The organism is Mucilaginibacter sp. 14171R-50, from assembly GCF_010093045.1.
Lineage (GTDB): Bacteria > Bacteroidota > Bacteroidia > Sphingobacteriales > Sphingobacteriaceae > Mucilaginibacter.
In genome coordinates this window covers 4,265,654-4,290,432 of the sequence record NZ_CP048115.1, presented here as the reverse complement: position 1 = coordinate 4,290,432, position 24,779 = coordinate 4,265,654, and the positions used below count along the sequence as shown (strand labels likewise).

Sequence of the window (24,779 nt, the reverse complement as noted above, 5' to 3'; positions counted from 1 at the left end):
GCAGCAGCATATAAACAGCAAGAGACGCGAAGCTTCGCGTCTCTTGCTGTTTATGGCTATCAAATCCTTATTCAAAATCAAGATGGCCGGCACCGTTCACCACGCATCTTATTTTTATGGTAGATGCTATAGGTTCGTCATTTAACCGGGCGGGTATAAACATCAGGTAGGCGGGGTCGGGCAGTTTCAGGTTCATGTTGATGGTTCTGAAAGGTGTAGTCGAAATATCACCTATGTAAAAGTTTACTTTATAGTCGGCAAGCCTGCCACCAGGGCTTACCAGCAATTCTACCACCGCAGTAAGCTGGTTCCGGTAAAAGTCAAGATCTTTAGGCAGTTTAAACAATGTTAAATAGGGCAGATAACCATAAAATGTGCTGCCTATCTTTATAGGTTTTATAACCCTGTCGCCGGCTTTAAGTTCCTTATCTACCAGGTAAGAAAGATGTGATGTACTGTCCTCAGGCGCTTCGTAAAATAAGCGGCTATGGCTATAATCATAAGTTTGCAGCACTACGCCTGCGGGGTTGTAAAACCGCCATAAACCAACACGCTTATCGTTGCCATATGTGCCGCTGGCAACCGGCACCTTGTTTTTATAAAGGGCGCGGAACGATCCATGCCTTATATTAACATTGCTTTTTAATACCGTGAACACTTCGGTTACCTGGTTAGACAATTTCCGTTTTACCTGGATGGTGTCCTGCCCTAAACACTGGTTAATAAAAAAAACGGTCGCGAATAATAATAAGTAGCGTTTTAGCATTTGTAAATAAGAGGTTTTAGCTTGCGTTATGGGTATACTCAATAGCCGGGTTTAGCGCTTGTAATTTTGCAATAAAATCGTCGGCATTTACCGGCGAAATCACCACAGAGTCGTATTTATTATAAAATACTTCCAGCCTGTCGAATGAAAGGGCAGGCGCGCTTAATATAGTTTTGCAGGGCGTTATCTTTTTGATATCGGCAACCGGTATGGTCAGGTTCACAAAAAAGCCACAGCGAACTTTCAAATTACCGGTGCCGGTAATGGTATAATTGGTATTAAATACTATCGGCAAAATAATTATACCTGTTGCCGCAAAACAAAGTATTGCCGGCAGGTAAAGCTTGTGAAAGCAGTAGCTTACCAGCATTATGGAAATCAACCCCAAAACGCAGTAAATGACAAAACCTTTTTTTGATGTATAGATCTGATCTGTGGTATCCATGCCCTAAATATAAGTAAAGCTAACCAACCATGGCATCAACGCTGCCGGTATTATAACGTTACAGTTGTATATATGACAATGAAGGCAGCAATAAGTTTAACCCCGTGAGTATGTATCATGCTAAGTGCCAGACATTACACTGACAAATTAATTATTCTTTAATTTTTTTAACATCTTTAGAAAACTTTGAGTATCTTTATTCCGTAAACCCCCTTATAAACGTTTTGATTAAAATTAAATCCCGCTACTAAATGGCATTTATACACGATGTGCTACAGGAACCGTCATACGGATGGAAAGATGCTAACGGCAACCTGTCTAAGCCCACCCCAAAACAAATCTTCTCTGAATTTTTTTCAAGGCTAAATATATTTAAAGACAAAAAAAACTGGCTTTCGTTTACAAGCTGGGCTATGGTGTTTTGTTTGGCGCCATTCCTGTTCCTTTTTGCTTTTAAATATTTCACTATAACAGGCTTAATTATAGCCTTTGTTTACAGCATGATGGTAATGGGTACGCATGGTACCATATGGTATCACAGGTACTGCACGCATGGCGCTTTTAAATTCAGGAATAACTTTTGGCGGTTTATTACGCAAAATCTTACCCTGAAAATCATCCCCGAAGAGATATACGCCATATCGCACCACGTACACCACGCATTGTCTGACACCCCCGGCGACCCTTATAACGCGCAGGGTGGTTTCCTGTATTGCTTTTTGGCAGATGCAAATCACCAGCCCGTTAACCGTAACCTTGACGAAAAAGGGTACAACCGCTGCCTTACCTTAATGAAACACACAGGTGTTACCTGTAATACTTATGCCCAATATAAAAAATGGGGCTCGGTGGCAAACCCATTCCACATGATATTGGGTGTTATTGCCAACTGGGCGTTTTGGTTTGCCGCTTTTTACCTGCTTGGCGGCATGGGCCTGGCTTGTGCCATATTTGGCGCTGCCGGTTTTTGGGCCGTTGGCGTGCGTACCTTTAACTACGAAGGCCACGGCAAGGGGCAGGACAAGCGCCGCGAGGGTATTGATCATAACCGCAAGGATATGTCGGTTAACCAGCTTTGGCCGGGTATTGTGGCCGGCGAATGGCATAACAACCACCACCTGTTTCCTAAAAGCGCGCGTTCGGGCTTTAAACCTTACCAGGTCGACAGCGCGTGGTACTACATCAAATTTATGCACATGATTGGCGCTATCAGCCATTATCACGATTCAAAGAAGCAATTTTATAAAGAATATATCAAACCAGGTGTTAAGCTGATTGCCGAACCCGTGTTTTGCCCTACTACCGGCAAGCAAATATTTGCAACTGAAGGTATTTAACAAATAATGATACTTTTTTAACCTTATCTTAAGGGATGAGAGAAAGGGGCACGCAAGTGCCCCTTTTTTTGTCTAAAAACCACGCCTAAACTGTGATTTTTACAAATGAATATATAACTTAGGCAAACCAATTAAACTAATCCCTAAAAAAGCCAATGCTTAAAAAAACCACTTGTGTATTTGCCGGCTTGCTGGCAGGTATAGTATTTGTTACTGCAGCATTCGCGCAAAATAAGCCGGTAGGCATATTTGATGGCAATGGCGATATAGGTGCTGTAAAAAATAAGGGAAATGTTATCTACAATGCCGCCGCTCAGCAATACACGGTTGCCGGTTCAGGTACCAATATCTGGTTTAATAAGGACGAATTCCATTTTGTATGGAAGCGCATGAAAGGTGATTTTATATTGCGTACCAATGCCGCCTTTATTGGCACGGGTACCGAGGCTCACCGCAAATTCGGCTTAATGGTGCGCAAATCATTGGCGGGTAACTCGGCGCATGTTAACGCGGTTGTGCATGGCGATGGGCTTACCTCATTGCAGTACCGCGCCGCCGATGGCGACAGCACCAGGGAGCAAAAATCAGGTATAACAGCAGCCGGTGTTATTCAGTTAGAACGAAAGGGCAAAACCTATACCATGTCGGTAGCCCGCAAAGGCGATGTATTCGGCCCCGAAGAAAAGGTTGATATCGATCTGGGCGATGAAGTATACGTCGGTATTTTTGTGTGCTCGCACAATCCTAACGTGGTAGAAAAGGCGGTTTTTAATAACGTTCGGATAGTAGTGCCTGCACCTGCAAGCCTGGTAGCCTATAAACAATACCTTGGCAGCAACATAGAGGTGCTGGATATGCAAACGCAAAACAGCCGTATCATTTATCAATCTCCAAAATCGTTGCAGGCGCCAAACTGGATGGTGGACGGCAAGTCGCTTATATATAACAGCGAGGGGTTATTGTATAAATATAACCTGGCCACCAACACGCCCGCCGTGTTGAACACCGGCTCGGCTAAAGGCAATAACAACGACCATGTATTATCATTTGACGGCAAATGGTTAACCATCAGTAACAACGATAACGGTGCACCTTCGGTAGGTTACGTGGTGCCGGTTACCGGTGGCGAGCCACGCAGGGTTACCGAAACAGGCAAAGGCGCATCTTATATGCACGGCTGGTCGCCCGATGGCAAATACCTGGTGTTTTGCGGCGAGCGCAATAAAGAATATGACGTTTACCGCGTGCCGGTTGCCGGCGGCCCCGAAGAAAGGCTTACTAACACCCCCGGCCTTGATGATGGCCCCGAATACACGCCCGACGGCCAATACATTTACTTCAATTCGGTACGTACAGGCCTGATGCAGGTTTGGCGCATGAAGGCCGACGGTACCGAACAAACACAAATAACAAACGACGATTATAATAACTGGTTCCCGCATGTATCGCCCGATGGCAAATGGATAGTGTACATCACCTTCCTTAAAAATGAAGTAGCTCCGGGCGATCATCCCTTTTATAAACACGTTTATATACGTGTAATGCCGGTTGGCGGCGGCCCGTCAAAGGTGGTTGCCTATTTATATGGCGGCCAGGGTACTATCAACACGCCTTCGTGGTCGCCTGATAGTAAGCACATTGCCTTTGTAAGCAATACCAATTTATTATTTCCGGCGTTTCCTATAAGTAAACACTAACATCAACTAAATCTCAAAATAAAATGACATCATCCCGCAGAACATTTTTAAAAAACAGCGCTATTGCAGCCACTGCAGCAGCTTTAATGCCGGGCGACCTGTTTGCAGCGCCGGGCCGCATTCAAAGAGTTGGCTTACAACTTTATTCCGTACGCGATGCAATGATGAAGGACCCCGCCGGCTCATTAAAAAAGCTGTCGGATATGGGCTACCAGCACGTAGAGCATGCTAACTATGTTAACCGCAAATTTTACGGCTGGACAGCGAAAGAGTTTAAGAAAGTACTGGACGACCTGGGGCTGCAAATGCCAAGCGGCCATACGGTAATGACCCCGCAGCACTGGGATGCCGCAAAAAACGACTTTACAGATGTATGGAAATATACCGTGGAAGACGCGGCCTACATGGGCCAGAAATTTGTGATAAGCCCCTGGATGGACGAAAAGGTGCGCCATGATACCGACTTGCTGAAACGTACACTTGAGCAGTTTAACAAAAGCGGCGAGCTTTGCCAGCAGCACAACATGAAGTTTGGTTACCATAACCACGATTTTGAATTTACAACCATGGTTGGCGATATGCGCCTGTTCGATTACATCCTGCAAAACACCGACCCTGATAAGGTTTCGCAGCAACTGGATATTGGTAACATGTTCGGCCGCGAGAATAACGCTATTTCGCTGATCGAGAAATACCCGGGCAGGTTTGTATCCATGCACGTAAAAGACGAGGTAAAAAGCGCCACCAATACCGAAGGCACCGGTTACGAGAGCACTATTTTAGGCAAGGGCGTCTTACCGGTTAAAGATGTGTTAAAGGCAGCCAAAAAAACAGGCGGAACGGTTTACCTGATCATTGAGCAGGAATCGTACCAGGGGGTAGATCCGTTTGATTGTGTAAAAATTGATTTACAAACCATGAAAAAGTGGGGATATTAGTAGTTAAAAACTACCTTACACCCAGTAATTGTATTTTTAACACTTACTAATTTAAAGATATTGGATAATAAGATAAACCGGCGGATAGCGATAAGGAATATGGCCCTCATATTAGGCAGTGCGGCCATACTACCGTCGTGCCTGAACGATAAGGGCAAGCCCACCGTGCAGCTGAAACACCTTAAGCTTAATGCCGACCAGGAAACGCTGGTAACAGAGCTTACCGAAACTATTTTGCCCAAAACGGCTACACCGGGCGCAAAAGACCTTGGCCTGCATTTATTTGTTTTTAAAATGATAGATGACTGCTATGATAAAGAACATCAGGACGATTTTATTGCCGGCCTTGATGATTTTGAAAGCGCGGTAAAAAAACAGCACGGGCAGCCTTTTAGCAAATGTTCGGTAAAAGACCGTACCGCCTTTGTAAGCGGTATTGAACAGCACAGCAATGATAAAAATTACAAGGATAATGCAAAGCTGACGGCATTTTACAGGATGGTAAAAGAACAAACGGTATTTGGGTATACAACCTCTAAGTACTTTATGACAAAGCAAATAGTTTATGAACTGGTACCGGGAAGATATAATGCTTACTACCCGGTTAAAAAGCTCGCAGCGGTATAATTATGGCCAATTTAAATATAGATAGTGTTAAAGATCGTACGTTCGATGCCATAGTTATCGGATCGGGCATGAGCGGGGGCTGGGCAGCCAAGGAATTTACAGACAAAGGCCTTAAAACGCTTGTGCTTGAACGCGGCCGCGATGTTAAGCATATAAAAGATTATCCCACAACAAACTTGTATCCCTGGGAGTTCCCGCATCATGGCGTGTTGCCCGATGATGTGCAAAAGGCGAATCCCATTGTAAACCGTTGCTACGCCTTTGGCGAAGATGCAGCACATTTTTTTGTTAAGGATGCTGAGCACCCGTACGTGCAGGAAAAGCCGTTCGACTGGATTCGCGGTTACCAAACGGGTGGTAAATCGCTGCTTTGGGCGCGCCAAACCCAGCGATGGAGCGACTTTGATTTTGAAGGCCCCGCCCGCGATGGTTTTGCGGTTGACTGGCCTATCCGTTATAAGGATATAGCACCTTGGTATAGCTATGTAGAAAAATTCGCGGGTATATCCGGCAACCGCGATGGCATCCCCGAATTGCCGGACGGTGAGTTTTTGCCCGCATTCCCCCTAAACGCGGTCGAGACCTATTTTAGCAACCACGTTAAAAAAACGTATAAGAACAGGCACGTAATAAGCGCGCGCTGCGCCCACTTATCAAAACCCAACCAGATACATTTAGACCAAGGCCGGGCGCAATGCCAGGAGCGTACCCTGTGCCAGCGCGGCTGCCCGTTTGGCGGCTATTTCAGCGCCAACTCATCAACCATCCCATGGGCATTAAAATCTGGTCATTGCACCTTAAGGCCGCATTCGGTTGTCGAATCAATCATCTACGACGAAAAGAAAGGCAAGGCAGCGGGGGTAAGGGTTATTGACGCCAACACCAAAGAAGCTATTGAATACTATGCCGATGTTATTTTTGTGAACGCAGCGGCATTAAACAGTAACCTGATACTGCTTAATTCAACATCAAACCGTTTCCCTAACGGGTTAGGTAACGATAGCGGTACATTGGGTAAATACGTAGCCTTTCATAATTATTCGGCACACATAAATGCCGAGTACGACGGCGCTAAGGAATGGACAACCGATGGCCGCAACCCTGCGGGCGGTGGTTACATTCCCCGTTTCAGGAACGTTTACAAGCAAGAAACCGATTTCTTACGCGGCTATGCCTGCGGTTTCAGCGCTTACCGCTGGCAGCAGAACAGCAGCGAGGGCATTGGCCAAACCCTGAAAGACAACCTGGTAAAAAAAGACCTGAGTGGCTGGCACGTAGGCTCGCACATGATGGGCGAAACCATCCCCAAAGAAACAAATTACGTTACGTTAGATAAATCATTGAAGGACCCGTGGGGCATCCCACAGCTAAGAATTTCTGTTGATTACGACGATAACGACGAGAAAATGAAAAAGGATTACGTGGAGCAGATGACAGAGATGTTTACCTCGGCGGGTTTCACCAATATTCAGGCATCTACAGATCACCGGGCGCCCGGGCTTGATATCCACGAAATGGGTGGTGTACGCATGGGTAACGATCCAAAAACATCGATGCTTGATAAATGGCACCGCCTGCACGCCTGTAAAAACGTTTACGTTACAGACGGGGCCAGCATGACATCAACGAGCTGCCAAAATCCATCGCTTACCTATATGGCCTTTACCGCCCGCGCGGTTGACCACGCCGTAAGCGAAATGAAAAAGGGGAACGTGTAAGCCCCCCGACCCCCTAAAGGGGGAGAGAAAAAGCTTATTCCCCCTTTAGGGGGTTCGGGGGGGAACATTGTGTAAAAAAAACACAATGTAATATTTGTAAAATAATTTTTATTCATACATTAGACGGGACATCCAATTACTAAACAAATATATTTAACGCTATACTTTTATGTCTACAAACACTTATGACGCGATAGTCATTGGTTCAGGTATCTCAGGCGGCTGGGCTGCAAAAGAACTGACCGAGAAAGGCTTAAAAACCATCATGTTAGAGCGCGGTAAAAATATCGAGCACATTAAAGATTATGTGAACGCTAATAAAGGCCCGTGGGAATTTGAACACAGAGGTGGCCGAACGCAAAAAATGATAGAGGATTACCCGGTTTTAAAGCGTGATTACCCTTTAAATGAAACCAACCTTGACTATTGGACCAACGAAAAGGAAAGCCCGTACACCGAAATTAAGCGTTTCGACTGGTTTAGGGGTTACCATGTTGGTGGTCGTTCGTTAATGTGGGGCAGACAATCGTACCGCTGGCACGATACCGATTTTGAAGCGAACTTAAAAGATGGTATAGGTACGGACTGGCCTATCCGTTACAAGGACCTTGCGCCATGGTATAGCCACGCAGAAAAATTTGCGGGTATCTCTGGTAACAGGGATGGCGTGCCAATTCTTCCTGACGGCGATTTTATGCCGCCGATGGAGATGAATGTTGTAGAAAAGGATATTAAAAAACGTTACGACGAATTTTACAAACAAGCAAGGCATTTCATAATAGGCCGTACCGCTAATATCACCGTACCGCACAATAATCGTACAAACTGCCAGTACCGTAACAAATGCTGGTTAGGCTGTCCGTTCGGCGCATATTTCAGCACGCAGTCGGCAACTTTGCCTGCAGCTATGGCAACAGGTAACTTAACCGTTCGCCCGTGGTCTATAGTAACCAGGATACTTTACGATAAAGACACCAAAAAAGCAAAAGGCGTTGAGGTATTGGATGCAGAAACCAACAAAACCTATGAGTTTTACGCTAAAATCGTTTTTGTTAACGCATCGGCACTAAACAGCGCCTGGGTGTTAATGAATTCGGCTACCGACGTATGGGAAGGCGGCTTAGGCAGCAGCAGCGGCCAGCTTGGCCACAACGTTATGGACCACCACCTGGGTGTTGGCGCCGGGGGCCGTATCGAGGGCTTTGAAGATAAATACTATTTCGGGCGCCGTGCAAACGGTATATACATACCACGTTACCGCAACCTGAATGGCGAAAAACGCGATTACATCCGCGGCTTTGGTTACCAGGGCGGCGGCAGCCGCAGTGGCTGGAGCCGTGATATCGCCGAAATGAATATCGGTGGTGACTTTAAAGATGCGTTATCAGAACCGGGTTCATGGAGCTTTGGTATGGGTGGCTTCGGCGAAACCCTGCCATATCACGAAAACCGTGTTTATCTGGATAAAACCAGAAAGGATAAATGGGGCCTGCCAATACTGGCTATTGACGCGGAATGTAAGGATAACGAGCGCAAAATGCGTATAGATATGATGAACGACGCCAAAGAGATGCTGGAGAACGCAGGTGTTAAAGATGTACAAACCTATACATCCGAGCCGGTATTAGGCCGCGGTATCCACGAGATGGGTACAGCACGCATGGGCCGCGATCCAAAATCATCGGTATTGAATGCTTACAACCAGGTTTGGGACGCTAAAAACGTATTTGTTACAGATGGCGCGGCCATGGCCTCAGCGGCTTGTCAAAACCCATCGTTAACCTACATGGCGCTTACAGCGCGTGCTGCAAACTATGCGGTTGATGAACTTAAAAAAGGTAATATTTAAAACAGAATTGAAATTCGACTAACAATGACTGAAGAAAAAGAAGCCACAGGCTCAAATCCGTCAAGGCGGAATTTTATAAAGTCGGGCGCATTGGCGGCCGCAGGATTCATGATAGTACCGCGCTTTGTATTGGGCGGTAACGGTTACACAGCGCCAAGCGATATGCTGAATGTTGCAGGCGTTGGCGCCGGCGGTAAAGGCGAAAGCGACATTGCCAACTTTGCAAAAAGTGGCAAGGCAAACATAGCTTTCCTGTGCGATGTTGACGACCGTCGCGCGGCAAAGTCAAGGGCCTCGTTCCCTAAAGCCAAGTATTATAAAGACTGGCGCGAGATGTACGATAAAGAGCACAAGCACTTTGATGCGGTATCGGTATCAACTCCTGACCATAACCACGCTATAATAGCTTATAACGCTATGCAGATGGGTAAGCACGTATACGTGCAAAAACCGCTTACACATGATATCTGGGAAGCACGGTTGCTAACCGACGCTGCAAAAAAATTCAAAGTGGTTACACAAATGGGTAACCAGGGCGCATCAAACGATGGTACCCGCTTAATGTCTGAATGGTATGATGCCGACCTGATAGGCGATGTGCATACCGTTTACTGCTGGACAAACCGCCCTGTATGGCCGCAAGGTATACAGTGGCCTACCACCAAGGCCGAGATCCCGAAAGAACTTGACTGGGATCTTTGGCTGGGTACTGCGCCTAAAAAAGATTACGTAGATAAATTAGTGCCGTTTAACTGGCGCGGATGGTGGGATTACGGTACCGGCGCCCTTGGCGATATGGGCTGCCACCTGGTGGAAGCGCCGTTCCGTGTGCTGGGCATACAGTATGTTAAAGATGTGCAGGCCAGCGTAGGCAGTGTTTATGTAGATGAGTTTAAAAAAGGCGTTTTCCCTGAAAGCTGCCCGCCGTCAAGCCACATTACATTAACCTTCCCTAAAACCAACAAAACCAAAGGTGATGTAACGCTGCACTGGATGGATGGCGGTATACAGCCTGAAAGGCCTGATGAGCTTGGCCCTAACGAAAAATGGGGTGGCGAAGAAGGCAACGGTACATTATTCATAGGTACAAAAGGTAAAATGTACGCCAGCACCTATTCTGATGCGGCTACCCTATTGCCAAAATCGCGTACCCAGGAAGCTAACGCGCCGCAAAAATACAAGCGTGTACCGGGCGGTGCCAACGGCCACTACGCGCAATGGGTTGAGGCATGTTTGGCAGGTTACGGTAAAATGGAAGTAAGCTCGCCGTTTGAAGTTGCGGGTCCGTTAACCGAGGCCTTGCTGATGGCAAACCTTGCAGTGCGCGGCCACGACCTTAAAGGTGGTACCATTAAATACACCTGGGATAACCAGGCCATGAAGGTTACTAACTTTGACGCTGTTAACCAGTACGTTAAACGCCAGTACCCTGCAGGTTTCGAATTGAAAGCTTAATCATTAAATCATAGTTCACTAAATTCAATCAATAATAAAATGAATAGAAGAGACGCGATAAGCAGAGTGGGTTTGATAATAGGAGGGACGGTAATTGGTGCCGAACTTTTTATATCAGGCTGCAAATCGGGCAGTAAAGTAAATACTGACGACTTGTTTGCAAAAGATACTACCGCCTTTTTAAACGAAGTAGGCGAAACCATTTTACCCGAAACATCAACGCCCGGTGCAAAAGCGGCAAATGTTGGTGGCTTTATGGCAATAATGGTTAGGGATTGCTACACGGAAGACGACCAAAAGGTTTTCAAAAAAGGTCTGTCTCAACTGGAAGATGCAAGCAACAAAAAATTCAAAAAATCCTTTATGGAGGCTGATGCCAAACAAAGGACCGAATTGCTGACCGACCTTGATAAAGAGGCGAAAGAATACTCAAAAACCAAGAAGCCCGAAGACCCTAACCACTATTTCTCGATGATAAAACAGCTGACATTGCTTGGTTTCTTCACATCAGAAGTTGGTGCTACAAAGGCATTGCGTTATGTGCCGGTACCGGGCAAGTACATAGGCGACTACCCTTACAAAAAAGGCGACAAGGCCTGGGCGCTTTCGTAAATATTAACAAGCCCTTACCGCTTACGGCGGAGGGGCTTTACTTTTAAATCTAATTTTATACTTGTAAAACCACCCCGCTTAATCAGCGGAGTGGTTTTTAAGAGTTTATCTACACTATATGAGTAACAGAAAATTGCGCATGGGCATGATAGGCGGCGGCAAGGATGCCTTTATAGGGGCTATCCACCGTATTGCAGCCAACATGGACGGGCAGGTAGAGCTGGTTTGCGGCGCTTTGAGCATGCACGCGGATATAGCCCAGGAAAGCGGGCGTATGCTATTCCTCGATCAGGACAGGGTTTACAACACTTATGATGAAATGTTTAAGGCAGAAGCACAACGCCCGGCCGACGAACGTATGGACTTTGTAACGATAGTTACACCAAATTTTGCCCACTTCGCCCCGGCAATGCAGGCTTTGGATAACGGTTTTAACGTGGTGATAGAAAAACCGATAACTTTTACCCTTGAGGAAGCACAGCAACTAAAAGCAAAAGTTGAGGAAACAGGATTGATGCTATTGCTTACCCACACCTATGCCGGTTACCCGATGGTAAAAGAGGCGCGCGAGCTTATCAAAAGCGGCGCATTAGGTAAAGTAAGAAAAATATATGTTGAGTATCTGCAAGGCTGGTTAAGCCGCCTTTCAGAACGTGAGGGTAACGCGCAAGCCTCATGGCGTACCGATCCGTCCAAATCCGGTAAAGCGGGTGCTATGGGCGATATTGGTACACACGCTGCTCATTTGGCAGAATATATCTCAGGCCAAAAGATCTCGGAATTGAGCGCTTCGTTAAACATTGTGGTTGATGGCCGTATGCTTGATGATGACGGGGCAGTTTTGCTTCGTTTTGATGGCGGGGCTACAGGAACGCTTATCGCTTCCCAGGTAGCTGCCGGCTCAGAAAATGCTTTAACTATCCGTGTTTTTGGTGAGAATGGCGGGTTGGAGTGGCACCAGATGGAACCTAATACGCTCATTGTAAGATGGCTCGACAAACCTGCCGAGATCTTACGCGCGGGCACTGCTAACTTATCAAGTGCAGCATCATCAAACTGCCGTACACCGGGCGGGCACCCCGAGGGTTACCTGGAAGCATTCGGTAATTTGTACCGCAACTTCGCTTTGGCACTTAGTGCAAAAATCGAGGGCCGCGAAATACCAGAGTGGATAGATTTCCCGTCGGTTGATGATGGTATTCGCGGAATGGCATTTATAAATAACGTTGTTGCATCAAACGCAAGCGACGAAAAATGGACAAAATATACTATCTAACGTATGACTACCATAAAAGGACCGGCCATATTTTTAGCCCAGTTTATTGGTGATGCAGCGCCTTTTAACGACCTCAGATCTATCTGCCAATGGGCAGCAGGCTTAGGTTACAAAGGGGTGCAGCTGCCTACCAACGACCTGCGTTTTATAGATCTGCAAAAAGCTGCCGACAGTAAAACCTACGCCGACGAGATAAATGGCATTGTAAACGAGGCCGGTTTGCAAATAACCGAGCTTTCTACACACTTACAGGGGCAACTGGTTGCGGTGAACCCGGCTTACGATACGCTGTTTGATGCGTTTGCGCCTGATGCGTATAAAAATAACCCTGCCGAAAGGCAAAAATGGGCAGTATCCCAATTGCACGCTGCCGCAAAAGCATCAAAAAACTTAGGACTTAACGCGCATGTTACCTTTAGCGGTGCTTTGATATGGCACATGGTATACCCCTGGCCACAGCGCCCGGCCGGTTTGGTTGACGCGGCTTTTGATGAGCTTGCCAAACGCTGGGAACCCATCCTGAATGTTTTTGACGAGAATGGCATAGATCTTTGCTACGAGGTACACCCCGGCGAAGACCTGCACGATGGCGTTAGCTACGAAAGATTTTTGAGCAAGGTGAACAACCATAAACGCGCTTGTTTGTTATATGATCCGTCGCACTTTGTATTACAGGCAATGGATTACCTGGAATACATTGATATTTACCACGAACGTATAAAAATGTTCCATGTAAAGGATGCCGAATTTAACCCTACCGGCAGGCAGGGCGTATACGGGGGATATTCAGATTGGATTGACCGCGCCGGCCGTTTCCGTTCATTAGGCGACGGGCAGGTTGATTTCAAGGCGATATTCAGCAAGCTTACCCAATACGATTATAAGGGGTGGGCGGTACTGGAGTGGGAATGCGCGCTTAAGCACCCCGAAGATGGCGCACGCGAAGGCGCCCAATTTATAAAAGACCACATTATCAGGGTTACCGAACGGGCCTTTGATGATTTTGCAGCATCGGGCAGCGACGATGCGTTTAACAGATCGCTGATAGGATTATAAAAAACATATCATCTACTAATAAAACTAAAACACACATGAAAAAGATATTTGTAATATTAGGATTAAGTTTGGCTTTGGCAGCTTGCGGCGGCGGCGATAAATCAAAACCTCCCGGCGGCAGTGAGGCCGATAGCGCGCAAGCGACAGACCAGGCAGCGGTAGCGCATAACTCTGACGCAGCTAATGATACCGCTGCAAATAACATCGGTACAACCAAGGCAGCCGGCACGCCTGATAACAAAGGCGAGGCGTTGATGGCCAATAACGATTGTAACACCTGCCATAATACCAATAGTAAGGTAATAGGGCCCGCGCTGGTTGATATAGCCAAGAAATATACCGAATCGGATATTGATAAACTGGCTGATAAGGTGATTAAAGGCGGCAGCGGTAACTGGGGTACGGTACCTATGACCGCGCACCCTGACCTGGCTGTAAACGACGCGAAAGAAATGGTGAAATATATTTTATCAGTAAAAGAATAAACCAAGCAACCCTAAACCAATTTAAACTTAAAAAATTATGACCGCAACAACACGCGTTAAGTTATCTACCATGATGTTCCTGGAGTTTTTTATCTGGGGTGCATGGTTTGTAACTATGGGGACGTATTTAACCAAAACATTAAGTGCAACAGGTGTACAAAATGGTAACGCTTATGCAACCCAATCGTGGGGTGCCATCATCGCGCCTTTTATTATCGGATTAATCGCCGACAGGTTTTTCTCGGCCCAGAAGGTTTTGGGAATTTTGCACTTAACAGGCGCGGCGTTGTTGTACTACATAACAACCATACCTAATTTCGAGGGCTTTTTCCCGGTTATTTTGGCTTACATGATCATCTACATGCCTACGCTGGCGTTGGTAAACTCGGTATCGTTTAAGCAAATGCTAAATCCAAGCAAGGAGTTTCCACCGATACGTATTTTCGGAACAGCAGGTTGGATCATCGCCGGTTTAACAATTGGATGGCTCGGCTGGGAGCAAAGCAATTCGCTTGTATTAACCTTTAAAATGGCCGCTATCGCCTCGTTAATATTAGGTTTATTAAGTTTTACGTTACCTGCAACCCCGCCGGCAAAAAAAGGTCAGAAAACATCCCTAAGCGATATTATGGGGTTGGATTCTATCGGTTTGTTAAAAAATAGGTCGTACCTGATATTTTTCCTTGCATCGGTAGCTATATGCGTACCATTGGCATTTTATTACAACTTTACCAACCCTTTCCTTAACGAGGTTGGTATGAAAGCTGCGGCCGGCAAACAATCGATGGGGCAAATATCCGAGCTGGTATTTATGGCGCTGATGCCTTTGTTTTTTGTGCGCCTTGGTGTTAAAAAAATGCTTGCGGTTGGTATGCTGGCGTGGGTGTTGCGTTATATATTCTTTGCTTACGGCGATACCGGTTCAAACTACTGGATGCTTATAGCAGGTATAGTTATGCACGGTATCTGTTACGATTTCTTCTTCGTAACGGGGCAAATTTATACCGATAATCTTGCAGGCGAACGTTTTAAAAGCGCCGCTCAGGGTTTTATTACACTGGCAACCTACGGCGTGGGTATGCTTATCGGATCGTACATATCGGGCCCTGTTGTGGACCATTGGAAAACATCTGATACTTCGCATAACTGGACAACCATTTGGTTAATACCGGCGGGTATAGCCGCGTTCGTGTTCCTGGTGTTTGTTATTTTCTTTAAAGATACCAACCAGATACAAGCAAAGCCGGGTTTAGATATTGAAGAACCAAACGCAGGCAGGGTAGAAGTATAATCATGGCAGGAACAAACAGGAGGTCGGCTATAAAGAATTTGCTTGCGGGTACCGCGGCAGTAGCCGCATCGGGTATGCTGTCGTCTTTTAAGTCGGAAGGGAACGAATTAATGGCCGATAAACTGAAAGGTAATATAAACCATGCGGTATGCCGCTGGTGTTATGGCGATATTAGTGTTGAGCAGCTTTGCGCTGCGGCTAAGGATATAGGCATCAAGGGTATCGACCTGGTTGGCCCGGAAGACTGGCCCACGCTAAAAAAATACGGGCTGTTTTCATCCATGTGCAATGGTGCCGAAATAAACCTTACCGACGGGTTTGGCGATACGCAGTTTCATGCGCAGCTGCATAAAAACTATACGGCCATGATACCTAAGGTAGCAGCAGCAGGATATAAAAACCTGATATGCTTTAGCGGCAGTCGCCGCGGTAAAACCGATGAAGAAGGATGGAAGAACTGTGTTGCAGGCCTGAAACCAATGGTTAAACTTGCCGAGCAGCACAACGTTGTTTTGGTAATGGAGTTGCTTAACAGCAAAATTGACCATAAGGATTACCAATGCGACCACACCGCCTGGGGCGCCGAACTTTGTAAAAGGCTGGGGTCTGAAAATTTTAAGCTGCTATATGATATCTATCATATGCAGATAGATGAGGGCGATGTTATCCGTAACATTCGCGATCATCACCAGTACATTGCCCACTACCACACCGGTGGTGTACCTGGCCGTAACGAGATTGACGAGACCCAGGAATTATTTTATCCGGCAATTATGCGTGCCGTTTTAGAAGTAGGCCATAAGGGTTTTGTTGCGCAGGAGTTTATACCTAAGCAAAAGGACAAGCTGTTATCCCTGCGTAAGGCAGTACATATCTGCGATGTTTAAACCATAAGGCGGGCATTACGTCTATACAATACAATTACATCAACCAATTAAATAAATGATAAACAGAAGAAAATTTTTAACACAGGCGGGCTTAGCCTCGGCAGGTATGGTGCTTGCACCAAATTTGTTATCGGCTAAAACCCCCAATGGTGTTGGCCTGCAGCTGTATAGCCTGCGCGATCAGTTGCCTAAAGATGTAAAGGGCGTTATTGCCAAAGTTGCCAAGGCTGGCTACAGCGAGGTGGAAACCTTTGGTTACTCTGCCCAGAACGGTTTCTGGGGACTTAAGGCAAAAGAGTTTAGCGCGTTGTTAAAGGCAAATGGTTTAAAAACCCCAAGCGGCCACTACGGTTTGGATGAGTTTTTTGGCACCGGTAAAATGGATATTTTTAACAGTTACATTGATGCTGCATTAGCCACCGGCCAAACTTATATAGTTATACCAAGCTTAGATCACAACTTTATAAAAACCGCAGCCGATTTTAACAAGATAGCCGACAAGATGAATAAAGCGGCTGCCATTTGCAAATCGCATGGGTTAAAACTGGGTTATCATAATCATAACTTTGAGTGGGAAAAGGTAGAGGGCACTACTTTTTATGATACCATTTTAGCTAAGACCGACCCGGCGCTGGTGAGCATGGAAATGGATATTTATTGGGTGGTACGCGCCGGGCACGATCCTGTTAAGATATTTCAGCAGCACCCGGGCCGTTTTGCTATGGTGCATGTAAAGGATATGGATAAAGGTAACCACGAACTGAACACCGAAATTGGCAGCGGGACCATCGATTTTAAAACTATATTGGGTAAGGCCAAACTTGCAGGCATTAAGCACTTTATTGTAGAGCAGGAAAATTACACCAATATAGATCCGTACAAGAGCCTTGCGCAGAGCAGCGCTTACATGAAAAATTCATTGCACATATAAATCAGCAAATAACAAACTATAAATAAATGAAATACAAGGTAATATTAACAGCTTTGCTTACAGGAGGATTCTATATGGCAAATGCACAAACCGGTAAACCGGAAGATACCGAAGTATGGGAACCCGTACCAAACGTAGTAACAGCAGGTAAAACCGTGGGCGAAGCCCCGTCAGACGCCATAATTTTGTTTGACGGCAAATCGGGCCTTAGCCAATGGAAAGATGTTGCCAGCGGCGGCGATGCCAAATGGGACGTAAAAGGCGATGTGTTGACGGTGAATAAATCATCAGGTAATATCGAAACCAAAAAAAGTTTTGGTAGCTACCAGTTACACATTGAGTGGAAGGTGCCCGCAAACATTACAGGAACAGGCCAGGGCCGCGGTAACAGCGGTGTTTTTTTAGCCTCTATTGGCAAAGGCGATGCCGGGTACGAGCTGCAGGTTTTAGATTCGTATAATAACAAAACCTATGTTAACGGCATGGCGGGCAGTATTTATAAACAATTCATCCCCTTAGCAAACCCTACAAAGCCACCAGGCGTTTGGAACACCTACGACGTGATCTGGACCGCCCCAACATTTGATGGCGATAAGGTTAAAACCCCGGCCCGCGTAACCGTTTTATTTAACGGCGTACTGGTTGAGAACAATGTTGAACTTTTGGGCCCTACACAATATATCGGCAAGCCGGGTTACAGGCAGGCACACGGCCCCGCACCTATAAAATTACAGGCGCACGGCGATAAAAGCGAACCGCTTAGCTTTCGCAACATATGGGTTAGGGAACTTTAATCACCTAATTAAAAATTTATAAAAAGCTTACCATCCCGGTAAGCTTTTTTTGTTTTTGTATCTTATTTATCTTAAACTTATTGTAGGGTTTGCCGTATAACCACTGTAAGCCAATTAGTCGTGCTGTTTTCACTGCTGCACAACCTGAATTAATGTATAAACATCTTATTTTTTTCATTTTATTGCTTTGCACTTTAAGTGGCTTTGGTCAAAATCAAAGCTTAAAGTTCGAGCATATTGGTACAGGTGAGGGATTGTCGCAAATAAATGTGGCCACCATTATACAGGATAGCCGCGGTTTTATGTGGATAGGCACACGCGACGGGCTTAACAAGTACGACGGTTATACGTTTACTACCTACAGGCATGATGCCCAGAGCCCGCAATCATTATCAAGCAGTATGGTGGCCGATATAGCCGAAGATAAGGAAGGCAATATTTGGGTTGCTACCATCATCGGCCTAAATAAGCTTGAGCGCAAAAGCGGCCGCATCATTCAATACAAACACGACGATAAAAACAGCAATACCCTCGCTAATAACATCCTAAATAAGCTGGTTGTTGACGAAAAAAACAACATCTGGATAGCGGGCCAGGGTGGGCTTGACTACTTGGATACCCGCGCTAACACCGTAAAACATTATAAGCATATTGATAACGACCCGGGCAGCCTTAGCGATAATAACGTAAGCTTTGTGTATCAGGATGCCGCGCTGAATATTTGGGCAGGCACTTTTGCCGGCGGCCTGCACCTGCTAAATAAAAAAACGGGTACGTTCAAAAAGTTTCAGTACGATCTGCAAAGCCCCAAAAGCATCTCGAGCAATAATATCAGCTGTATTTTTGAAGATAAAAAGCAGCGGTTGTGGGTAGGCACGCAAAACGCCGGCCTTAACATGTATGATGCAAAGAGCAATACTTTTGTTCGGTATCAGCATAAAGAGAACGTTAAAAACACCATATCAAGCAACAATATCTATTGCTTAAATTCCGACGAGAATGGTAACCTATGGATAGGGAGTGATAACGGCGGCCTTTGCATTTTAAACCCCGAAACAGGCGTTATCAGCTATTACCAACATGATGATATTGATAAGAACAGCATTAACGGTAATACGCTTTACAGCATTTGTAAAGACAGGTTGGGCAACATGTGGCTTGGCGCATACAGCGGGGGCATTAATGTTTTTAAGCGCAGCACCGAAAGCTTTGCACATTACAGGCATAGTTCGTTAAGCAACAGCCTGTCAAACGATTTTGTGCTGGCCCTGTATGAAGATAATGAACGGAATTTATGGGTAGGTACCGATGGCGGTGGCCTTAATAAATTTGATAATAAAAAGGGCACTATCATTCACTACAAAAAAAATAACACCAGCAACAGCATTGCCGGCAATTATGTACTTACAGTTAACCAGGATTTTGAAGGCGACTTTTGGATAGGCACCTGGGCAGACGGCCTCAGTATTTTTAATCCGAAAACAAATGTTTTTACAAACCTTAAAAATGACCCCAATAACCCTAACAGCTTAAGCGGCAATAATATTTACGCGCTTATACAATCAAAAGACCACACCGCCTGGATAGGTACTTATAATACGGGTTTGAGCCATTACAATAAAAAAACGGGAAGGTTTATTAATTATAAAAATGATCGGAATGACCCTCACAGCTTAAGCAGCGACAGGGTTTACTCGCTGCTGGAAGACAGCAATAACAACCTTTGGGTGGGTACCTTTGATGGCGGCCTGAACCTGCTGGACAGGAAGACCGGTAAATTTACAAGATTTGTTTTTGACAGTAAAAAAAACAGCATAAGCAATGATAACATCCCTGATATCTTCGAGGATAGCAAGGGTAACCTGTGGCTTAGCACATTTTCGGGCCTTAACCTGTTTAACCCGGTTACCAAACATTTTACTGTTTTTACAAAAAAGGATGGTTTGCCCAGTGATATCATTTACGCGGCAAGGGAAGATGACGAGGGGAAGTTATGGATCAGTACCAACAACGGGCTGTCGTCATTTGACCCGGTAAAGCGCATTTTTAAAAATTATACCATTGAAGATGGCCTGCAGGATAACGAATTTAAATCCCACTCGGCGTTTAAAGGGAAGGACGACAGGTTGTATTTTGGCGGTATAAATGGCTTTAATGCGTTTAGACCCGGCCAAATATTAAAACCGCAGGGCTTTGCCCCGCTGGTGATAACAGCGTTCAGGCTGTTCAATAAAAACGTGGCGCCCGCTAAAGATGCAAAAGACCCCTCGCCGCTTAAGCAGGATATATCCGATACCAGGTCGATAACGCTTAATCATAAGCAGTCGGTTATATCACTTGAATTTGCCGCGCTCGATTTTACATCTACCGATAAAAAACGGTACGCTTACATACTTGAAGGCTTTGATAAGGAATGGAATTATGTAGGCGCGCGCAATACGGCAACTTATACCAATTTGCCCGCGGGCACGTATGTTTTCAAGCTAAAATATCAAAACACCACCGGTGCATGGTCGCCGGTTACCACCGGGCTCGAAATTATTAGCAAACCGCCGTTCTGGTTAACCTGGTGGTTTAAAACGCTCGCGCTGCTATTTGTCGGATTGCTTATATACGCCATATTTATTATTCGCTTACGGGCCATTAAAGCACAAAAGGCCATACTGGAGAAACAGGTAGAAGAACGCACCGTGCGGCTTGCCCAAATGACGAACGACGAACGTGTATTGCGCGAGGATGCCGAAAAGGCCCGCGAAGATGCCGAAAAGGCCAATAAGGCAAAAAGCATTTTCCTGGCCACCATGAGCCACGAGATACGCACACCTATGAATGGTGTTATGGGTATGGCCACGTTATTGGCCAATACGCCGTTGAACACCGAGCAGCAGGAGTACACCGAAACCATAAAAACATGCGGCGACACTTTGCTGAACGTTATCAACGATATACTCGATTTTTCGAAGATCGAATCGGGCAATATGGAGCTTGACGAACAGGACTTTGACCTGCGGGATTGTATTGAGGCCGTACTTGATGTATTTGCCGAAAAGGCCGCCCGGGCAAACCTCGACCTGGTTTACCAGGTAGAACATAATGTGCCATCGCAGATCATTGCAGATGCCTTTCGCCTGAGGCAGGTATTGATCAACCTGGTTGGCAATGCTATCAAATTTACATCCAAAGGAGAGGTTTTTATTTGCGTAAAGTTAAAAGGCAATCAGGATAAACACTTTGATCTGCTTTTCGAGATACGCGATACGGGCATAGGTATCCCGCCGAATAAGATCGATAAGCTGTTTAAGGCGTTTTCGCAGGTCGACTCAAGTACTACCCGTAAATACGGCGGTACAGGGCTGGGGCTGGTGATAAGCGAAAAGCTGGTTAATCTGATGGGCGGAGATATCAGCGTTAAAAGCCAGGTGGGTAAGGGTACAACCTTTTCGTTCAATATATCGGCTAAAGCGGGGGTAAAAGCGCAGCGCAATTATGTACACCTTAATGCCGCCGAAGTGCAAAATAAGCGCATACTGGTTGTTGACGATAACAGTACCAATCGTGATATCCTGGAGGAGCAGCTGAAGCAATGGAATTTTATCCCCGTAATGGCATCATCGGGTATGGATGCCTTACAACAACTGGAAAACAACAAACCTGTTCACCTGGTGATATCAGATATGAATATGCCCGGTATAGATGGCGTGGAACTTGCGCGTAAAATACGCGAACAAAGCCAGGTGCCAATAATCCTGCTTACCTCAATGGGTAACGAGCAGAGCCGTAAAAACGCGCACCTGTTTAATGTAGCCTTAACAAAACCTACCAAGCACCAGGCGCTGTACAAGCATGTTATAGAACAATTAAAATTAAACAGCAATGTCAACACAGAAGTACAGGCAATTAAAACGCCGTTTTCTGAAGATTTTGCCAAACATCACCCCATGAGCATATTGATAGCGGAGGATAACGCTATCAATCAAAAGCTGGCAAAATATATACTGAATAAAATGGGTTATAAGCCCGATATTGTTGAGAACGGGCACGAGGCTATAAACGCAATGATAAGCAAAAAGTATAACCTGGTATTGATGGATGTACAAATGCCCGAAATGGACGGCCTGGAGGCAACCCGTTTTGTCCGCCAGAACATGGAGCACCAGCCCGCTATAATAGCCATGACAGCTAATGCCATGACAGAAGATAAGGAAGTGTGCCTGAAAGCTGGTATGAACGGATACCTCAGCAAACCACTTAAACTGCAGGAACTGATGGACACCCTTGCCGGGTGGGACGCAAACAAAGCTGTTTAGCGGTATGTTAGCTATATATTATTTGATATATTAGCCATCACAAATAAAATCTGCCATGTTATTATATAAAAAGCTATTGCACCGCGCGGCAGTGGCGCTAACACTCCTTTTTATTCCGGCGGTATTAAGCGCCGGTCCGTCGCCGTCCGGGTATTATTACCAGATAAAAATATATCACTTTAAAACTCCGGAGCAGGAAAGTATATTGGATAGCTACTTAAAAACCAGTTATTTGCCTATGCTTCATCAAAAGGGATTTAGCAATGTTGGGGTATTTAAGCCCATTGAAACGGATACCGCAGACCGAAAAATATATCTCTTTATCCCTTTTAAGAACTGGAAAAGCATTGAAACGTTTAACGCAGAAGCGCCCAATACAATGGCGGTTAATAATCAGGATTATACCAATGCTGCGTACAATAAGCCGGCTTACAGCCGCATCGAAACCATCATCCTCAGCGCTTTTGTTACACGCCCCCGGCCGCTGGCTATAAAACTAACGGGCGACAGGGCAAAACGCGTTTATGAGTTGCGCAGTTACGAAAGCCCTACCGAAGTGCTTCATTATAATAAAGTCCGGATGTTTAACAGCGGCGAAACTGACCTTTTTGACAGGCTTGGCTTTAACCCCGTATTTTATGGCAGCGTAATTGCCGGCAGCCATATGCCTAACCTGATGTATTTGACCACTTTCAATGATAGGGCCGACAGGGATAAACATTGGGACGCTTTTGGAAAAGATGCGCAATGGAAAGATCTGTCGGGGCGGAAAGAATTTCAGAACAACGTGTCTAAAGCAGACATACTCTTTTTATACCCAACACCTTATTCGGATTTTTAAAATGCCATAATGCCCCGCGAGAAAAGAGATTTTGATGCTATCGTAGTTGGTTCGGGCCCAAACGGGCTGGCGGCAGCTATACTAATGCAGCAAAACGGTCTTTCGGTTTTATTAATAGAGGGTAAAAGCCAAATAGGAGGAGGCCTGCGTACGGCCGAGCTGACGCTGCCTGGCTTTAAGCATGATATATGCTCGGCTATACACCCGCTTGCGGCAGCTTCCCCTTTTTTTAAAACACTCCCGCTGGCCGCACATGGCCTTAACTACATATACCCCGAAGTTGATGCCGCTCATCCGCTTGAGCACGGCAATCCAGCTGTTTTATGCCGCAGTATTGATGCAACAGCGCACCAGCTTGGCGCAGATGAAGACGCGTATAAAAGCCTCATGCTGTCGGTAACAAAAAACTGGTCGTTAATTGATACTGATGTATTAGGCCCGCTGCATTTTCCGAAGCACCCGCTGGCTATGGCAAGCTTTGGTTTTAACGCGATTAAACCGGCAACGTTACTGGCCAATAAATTTAAAACCAAGCAGGCAAAAGCGTTACTGGCAGGTATGGCAGCACACAGCATGCAGCCTTTAACCAATATGGCAACATCGGCTATCGCGCTGGTTTTACTGGCCGCCGGGCACCTGCAGGGTTGGCCCGTTCCGCAAGGCGGCTCAAACAGCATTGCAAATGCGCTGGCGGCCCATTTCACATCATTGGGCGGCCATATACAAACGGACACCTATATCAAATCGTTAGATCAGCTGCCATCTGCCCATGCTGTTTTGTTTGATATCACCCCAAAGCAATTGTTGCAAATAGCGGGTCACAAATTTTCGGCCCTATACAAATGGCAGCTGGAGCGTTACCGCTATGGTGTAGGCGTTTACAAGGTTGACTGGGCCCTTAGCGACCCCATACCTTTTAGTTCTGAAACCTGCAGAAAAGCGGGGACGGTACATATTGGTAATACGCTGAATGAGATACGGGATGCCGAAAAACAAACATGGTCGGGCAAACACCCGGATAAGCCATTTGTGTTACTGGCACAGCAAAGTTTGTTTGACGATACGCGCGCGCCACAAGGAAAGCACACCGCATGGGCGTATTGCCATGTGCCCGGCGGGTCGACCAAAGATATGACGGCTGCGATTGAAAAACAGGTTGAGCGCTATGCGCCCGGCTTTAGGGATATTATTTTGGCTAAACATACCATGGATACTGTGCAGATGGAGGAATACAACCCCAATTACATAGGCGGCGACATTAATGGCGGGGTAATAGATATCGGACAGCTTTTTACCCGCCCGGCCTTACGTTATTCACCTTATCAAACATCGCAAAAGGGGCTGTATATTTGTTCGGCTTCAACGCCCCCGGGTGGTGGGGTGCATGGCATGTGCGGATACTATGCCGCCAAAAAGGCTTTAAAAGATATATTTGATATTAATGTGCCTGGTTTATAGCCTTTCCAA

At 45.9% G+C, this 24,779-nt stretch carries 20 protein-coding genes; 18 read left to right on the top strand and 2 right to left on the bottom strand.

Annotated elements, in window-relative coordinates:
* Window positions 1-67: 67 nt before the first annotated feature.
* Together GWR56_RS19350 and GWR56_RS19345 are read right to left on the bottom strand one after the other, a co-directional pair.
* Entirely contained in the window at window positions 68-766 is a 699-nt protein-coding gene (locus tag GWR56_RS19350) for a hypothetical protein (protein ID WP_162432843.1), read from the bottom strand.
* A 16-nt stretch (window positions 767-782) separates the two neighbouring features.
* A complete protein-coding gene (locus tag GWR56_RS19345) occupies window positions 783-1,211 on the bottom strand; it encodes a PH domain-containing protein (RefSeq protein WP_162432842.1) in 429 nt (142 codons plus the stop codon).
* 251 nt (window positions 1,212-1,462) lie between these two features.
* Here GWR56_RS19345 and GWR56_RS19340 point away from each other — a divergent pair, with 251 nt between their 5' ends.
* The 18 genes from GWR56_RS19340 (at window position 1,463) to GWR56_RS19255 (ending at window position 24,770) form a co-directional block, all read left to right on the top strand.
* Window positions 1,463-2,548 (top strand): fatty acid desaturase, encoded by a 1,086-nt coding sequence (locus tag GWR56_RS19340; RefSeq protein ID WP_162432841.1) that lies wholly within the window; start codon window positions 1,463-1,465, stop codon window positions 2,546-2,548.
* 155 nt (window positions 2,549-2,703) lie between these two features.
* Window positions 2,704-4,245 (top strand): PD40 domain-containing protein, encoded by a 1,542-nt coding sequence (locus GWR56_RS19335; protein ID WP_162432840.1) that lies wholly within the window; start codon window positions 2,704-2,706, stop codon window positions 4,243-4,245.
* A gap of 23 nt (window positions 4,246-4,268) precedes the next feature.
* Window positions 4,269-5,183, top strand: a complete 915-nt coding sequence (locus GWR56_RS19330) for a sugar phosphate isomerase/epimerase (RefSeq protein ID WP_162432839.1) — start codon at window positions 4,269-4,271, stop codon at window positions 5,181-5,183.
* Window positions 5,184-5,243: 60 nt separating this feature from the next.
* A complete protein-coding gene (locus GWR56_RS19325; RefSeq protein ID WP_162432838.1) occupies window positions 5,244-5,810 on the top strand; it encodes a gluconate 2-dehydrogenase subunit 3 family protein in 567 nt (188 codons plus the stop codon).
* Window positions 5,811-5,812: 2 nt separating this feature from the next.
* Entirely contained in the window at window positions 5,813-7,528 is a 1,716-nt protein-coding gene (locus GWR56_RS19320) for a GMC oxidoreductase (protein ID WP_162432837.1), read from the top strand.
* Window positions 7,529-7,697: 169 nt separating this feature from the next.
* Entirely contained in the window at window positions 7,698-9,377 is a 1,680-nt protein-coding gene (locus tag GWR56_RS19315; protein WP_162432836.1) for a GMC oxidoreductase, read from the top strand.
* A 24-nt stretch (window positions 9,378-9,401) separates the two neighbouring features.
* The gene (locus GWR56_RS19310; RefSeq protein WP_162432835.1) at window positions 9,402-10,832 is read left to right on the top strand and encodes a Gfo/Idh/MocA family protein; all 1,431 of its coding nucleotides are present in this window, start codon (window positions 9,402-9,404) and stop codon (window positions 10,830-10,832) included.
* Between the two features lie 39 nt (window positions 10,833-10,871).
* Window positions 10,872-11,444 carry a gluconate 2-dehydrogenase subunit 3 family protein gene (locus GWR56_RS19305; protein WP_162432834.1) on the top strand — a complete coding sequence of 191 codons (573 nt, stop codon included), beginning with the start codon at window positions 10,872-10,874 and terminating at the stop codon, window positions 11,442-11,444.
* A gap of 118 nt (window positions 11,445-11,562) precedes the next feature.
* On the top strand, window positions 11,563-12,720 hold the full coding sequence (locus GWR56_RS19300; protein ID WP_202925347.1) for a Gfo/Idh/MocA family protein: 1,158 nt from the start codon (window positions 11,563-11,565) through the stop codon (window positions 12,718-12,720).
* 3 nt (window positions 12,721-12,723) lie between these two features.
* The gene (locus GWR56_RS19295) at window positions 12,724-13,776 is read left to right on the top strand and encodes a sugar phosphate isomerase/epimerase (RefSeq protein WP_162432833.1); all 1,053 of its coding nucleotides are present in this window, start codon (window positions 12,724-12,726) and stop codon (window positions 13,774-13,776) included.
* A gap of 35 nt (window positions 13,777-13,811) precedes the next feature.
* Window positions 13,812-14,261: a c-type cytochrome gene (locus GWR56_RS19290; protein WP_162432832.1), complete on the top strand. Its 450-nt coding sequence runs from the start codon at window positions 13,812-13,814 to the stop codon at window positions 14,259-14,261.
* 37 nt (window positions 14,262-14,298) lie between these two features.
* Window positions 14,299-15,552 (top strand): nucleoside permease, encoded by a 1,254-nt coding sequence (locus tag GWR56_RS19285; protein WP_162432831.1) that lies wholly within the window; start codon window positions 14,299-14,301, stop codon window positions 15,550-15,552.
* 2 nt (window positions 15,553-15,554) lie between these two features.
* The gene (locus GWR56_RS19280) at window positions 15,555-16,439 is read left to right on the top strand and encodes a hydroxypyruvate isomerase family protein (protein ID WP_162432830.1); all 885 of its coding nucleotides are present in this window, start codon (window positions 15,555-15,557) and stop codon (window positions 16,437-16,439) included.
* A gap of 55 nt (window positions 16,440-16,494) precedes the next feature.
* The gene (locus GWR56_RS19275; protein WP_162432829.1) at window positions 16,495-17,370 is read left to right on the top strand and encodes a sugar phosphate isomerase/epimerase; all 876 of its coding nucleotides are present in this window, start codon (window positions 16,495-16,497) and stop codon (window positions 17,368-17,370) included.
* A 26-nt stretch (window positions 17,371-17,396) separates the two neighbouring features.
* Window positions 17,397-18,164, top strand: coding sequence for a DUF1080 domain-containing protein (locus tag GWR56_RS19270; RefSeq protein WP_162432828.1), 768 nt, complete (start codon window positions 17,397-17,399; stop codon window positions 18,162-18,164).
* Window positions 18,165-18,316: 152 nt separating this feature from the next.
* Complete coding sequence (locus GWR56_RS19265; RefSeq protein WP_162432827.1) at window positions 18,317-22,471, top strand: hybrid sensor histidine kinase/response regulator; 4,155 nt, start codon at window positions 18,317-18,319, stop codon at window positions 22,469-22,471.
* A gap of 55 nt (window positions 22,472-22,526) precedes the next feature.
* On the top strand, window positions 22,527-23,312 hold the full coding sequence (locus GWR56_RS19260) for an NIPSNAP family protein (RefSeq protein ID WP_162432826.1): 786 nt from the start codon (window positions 22,527-22,529) through the stop codon (window positions 23,310-23,312).
* A 9-nt stretch (window positions 23,313-23,321) separates the two neighbouring features.
* A complete protein-coding gene (locus tag GWR56_RS19255; RefSeq protein ID WP_162432825.1) occupies window positions 23,322-24,770 on the top strand; it encodes an NAD(P)/FAD-dependent oxidoreductase in 1,449 nt (482 codons plus the stop codon).
* Window positions 24,771-24,779: the final 9 nt, after the last annotated feature.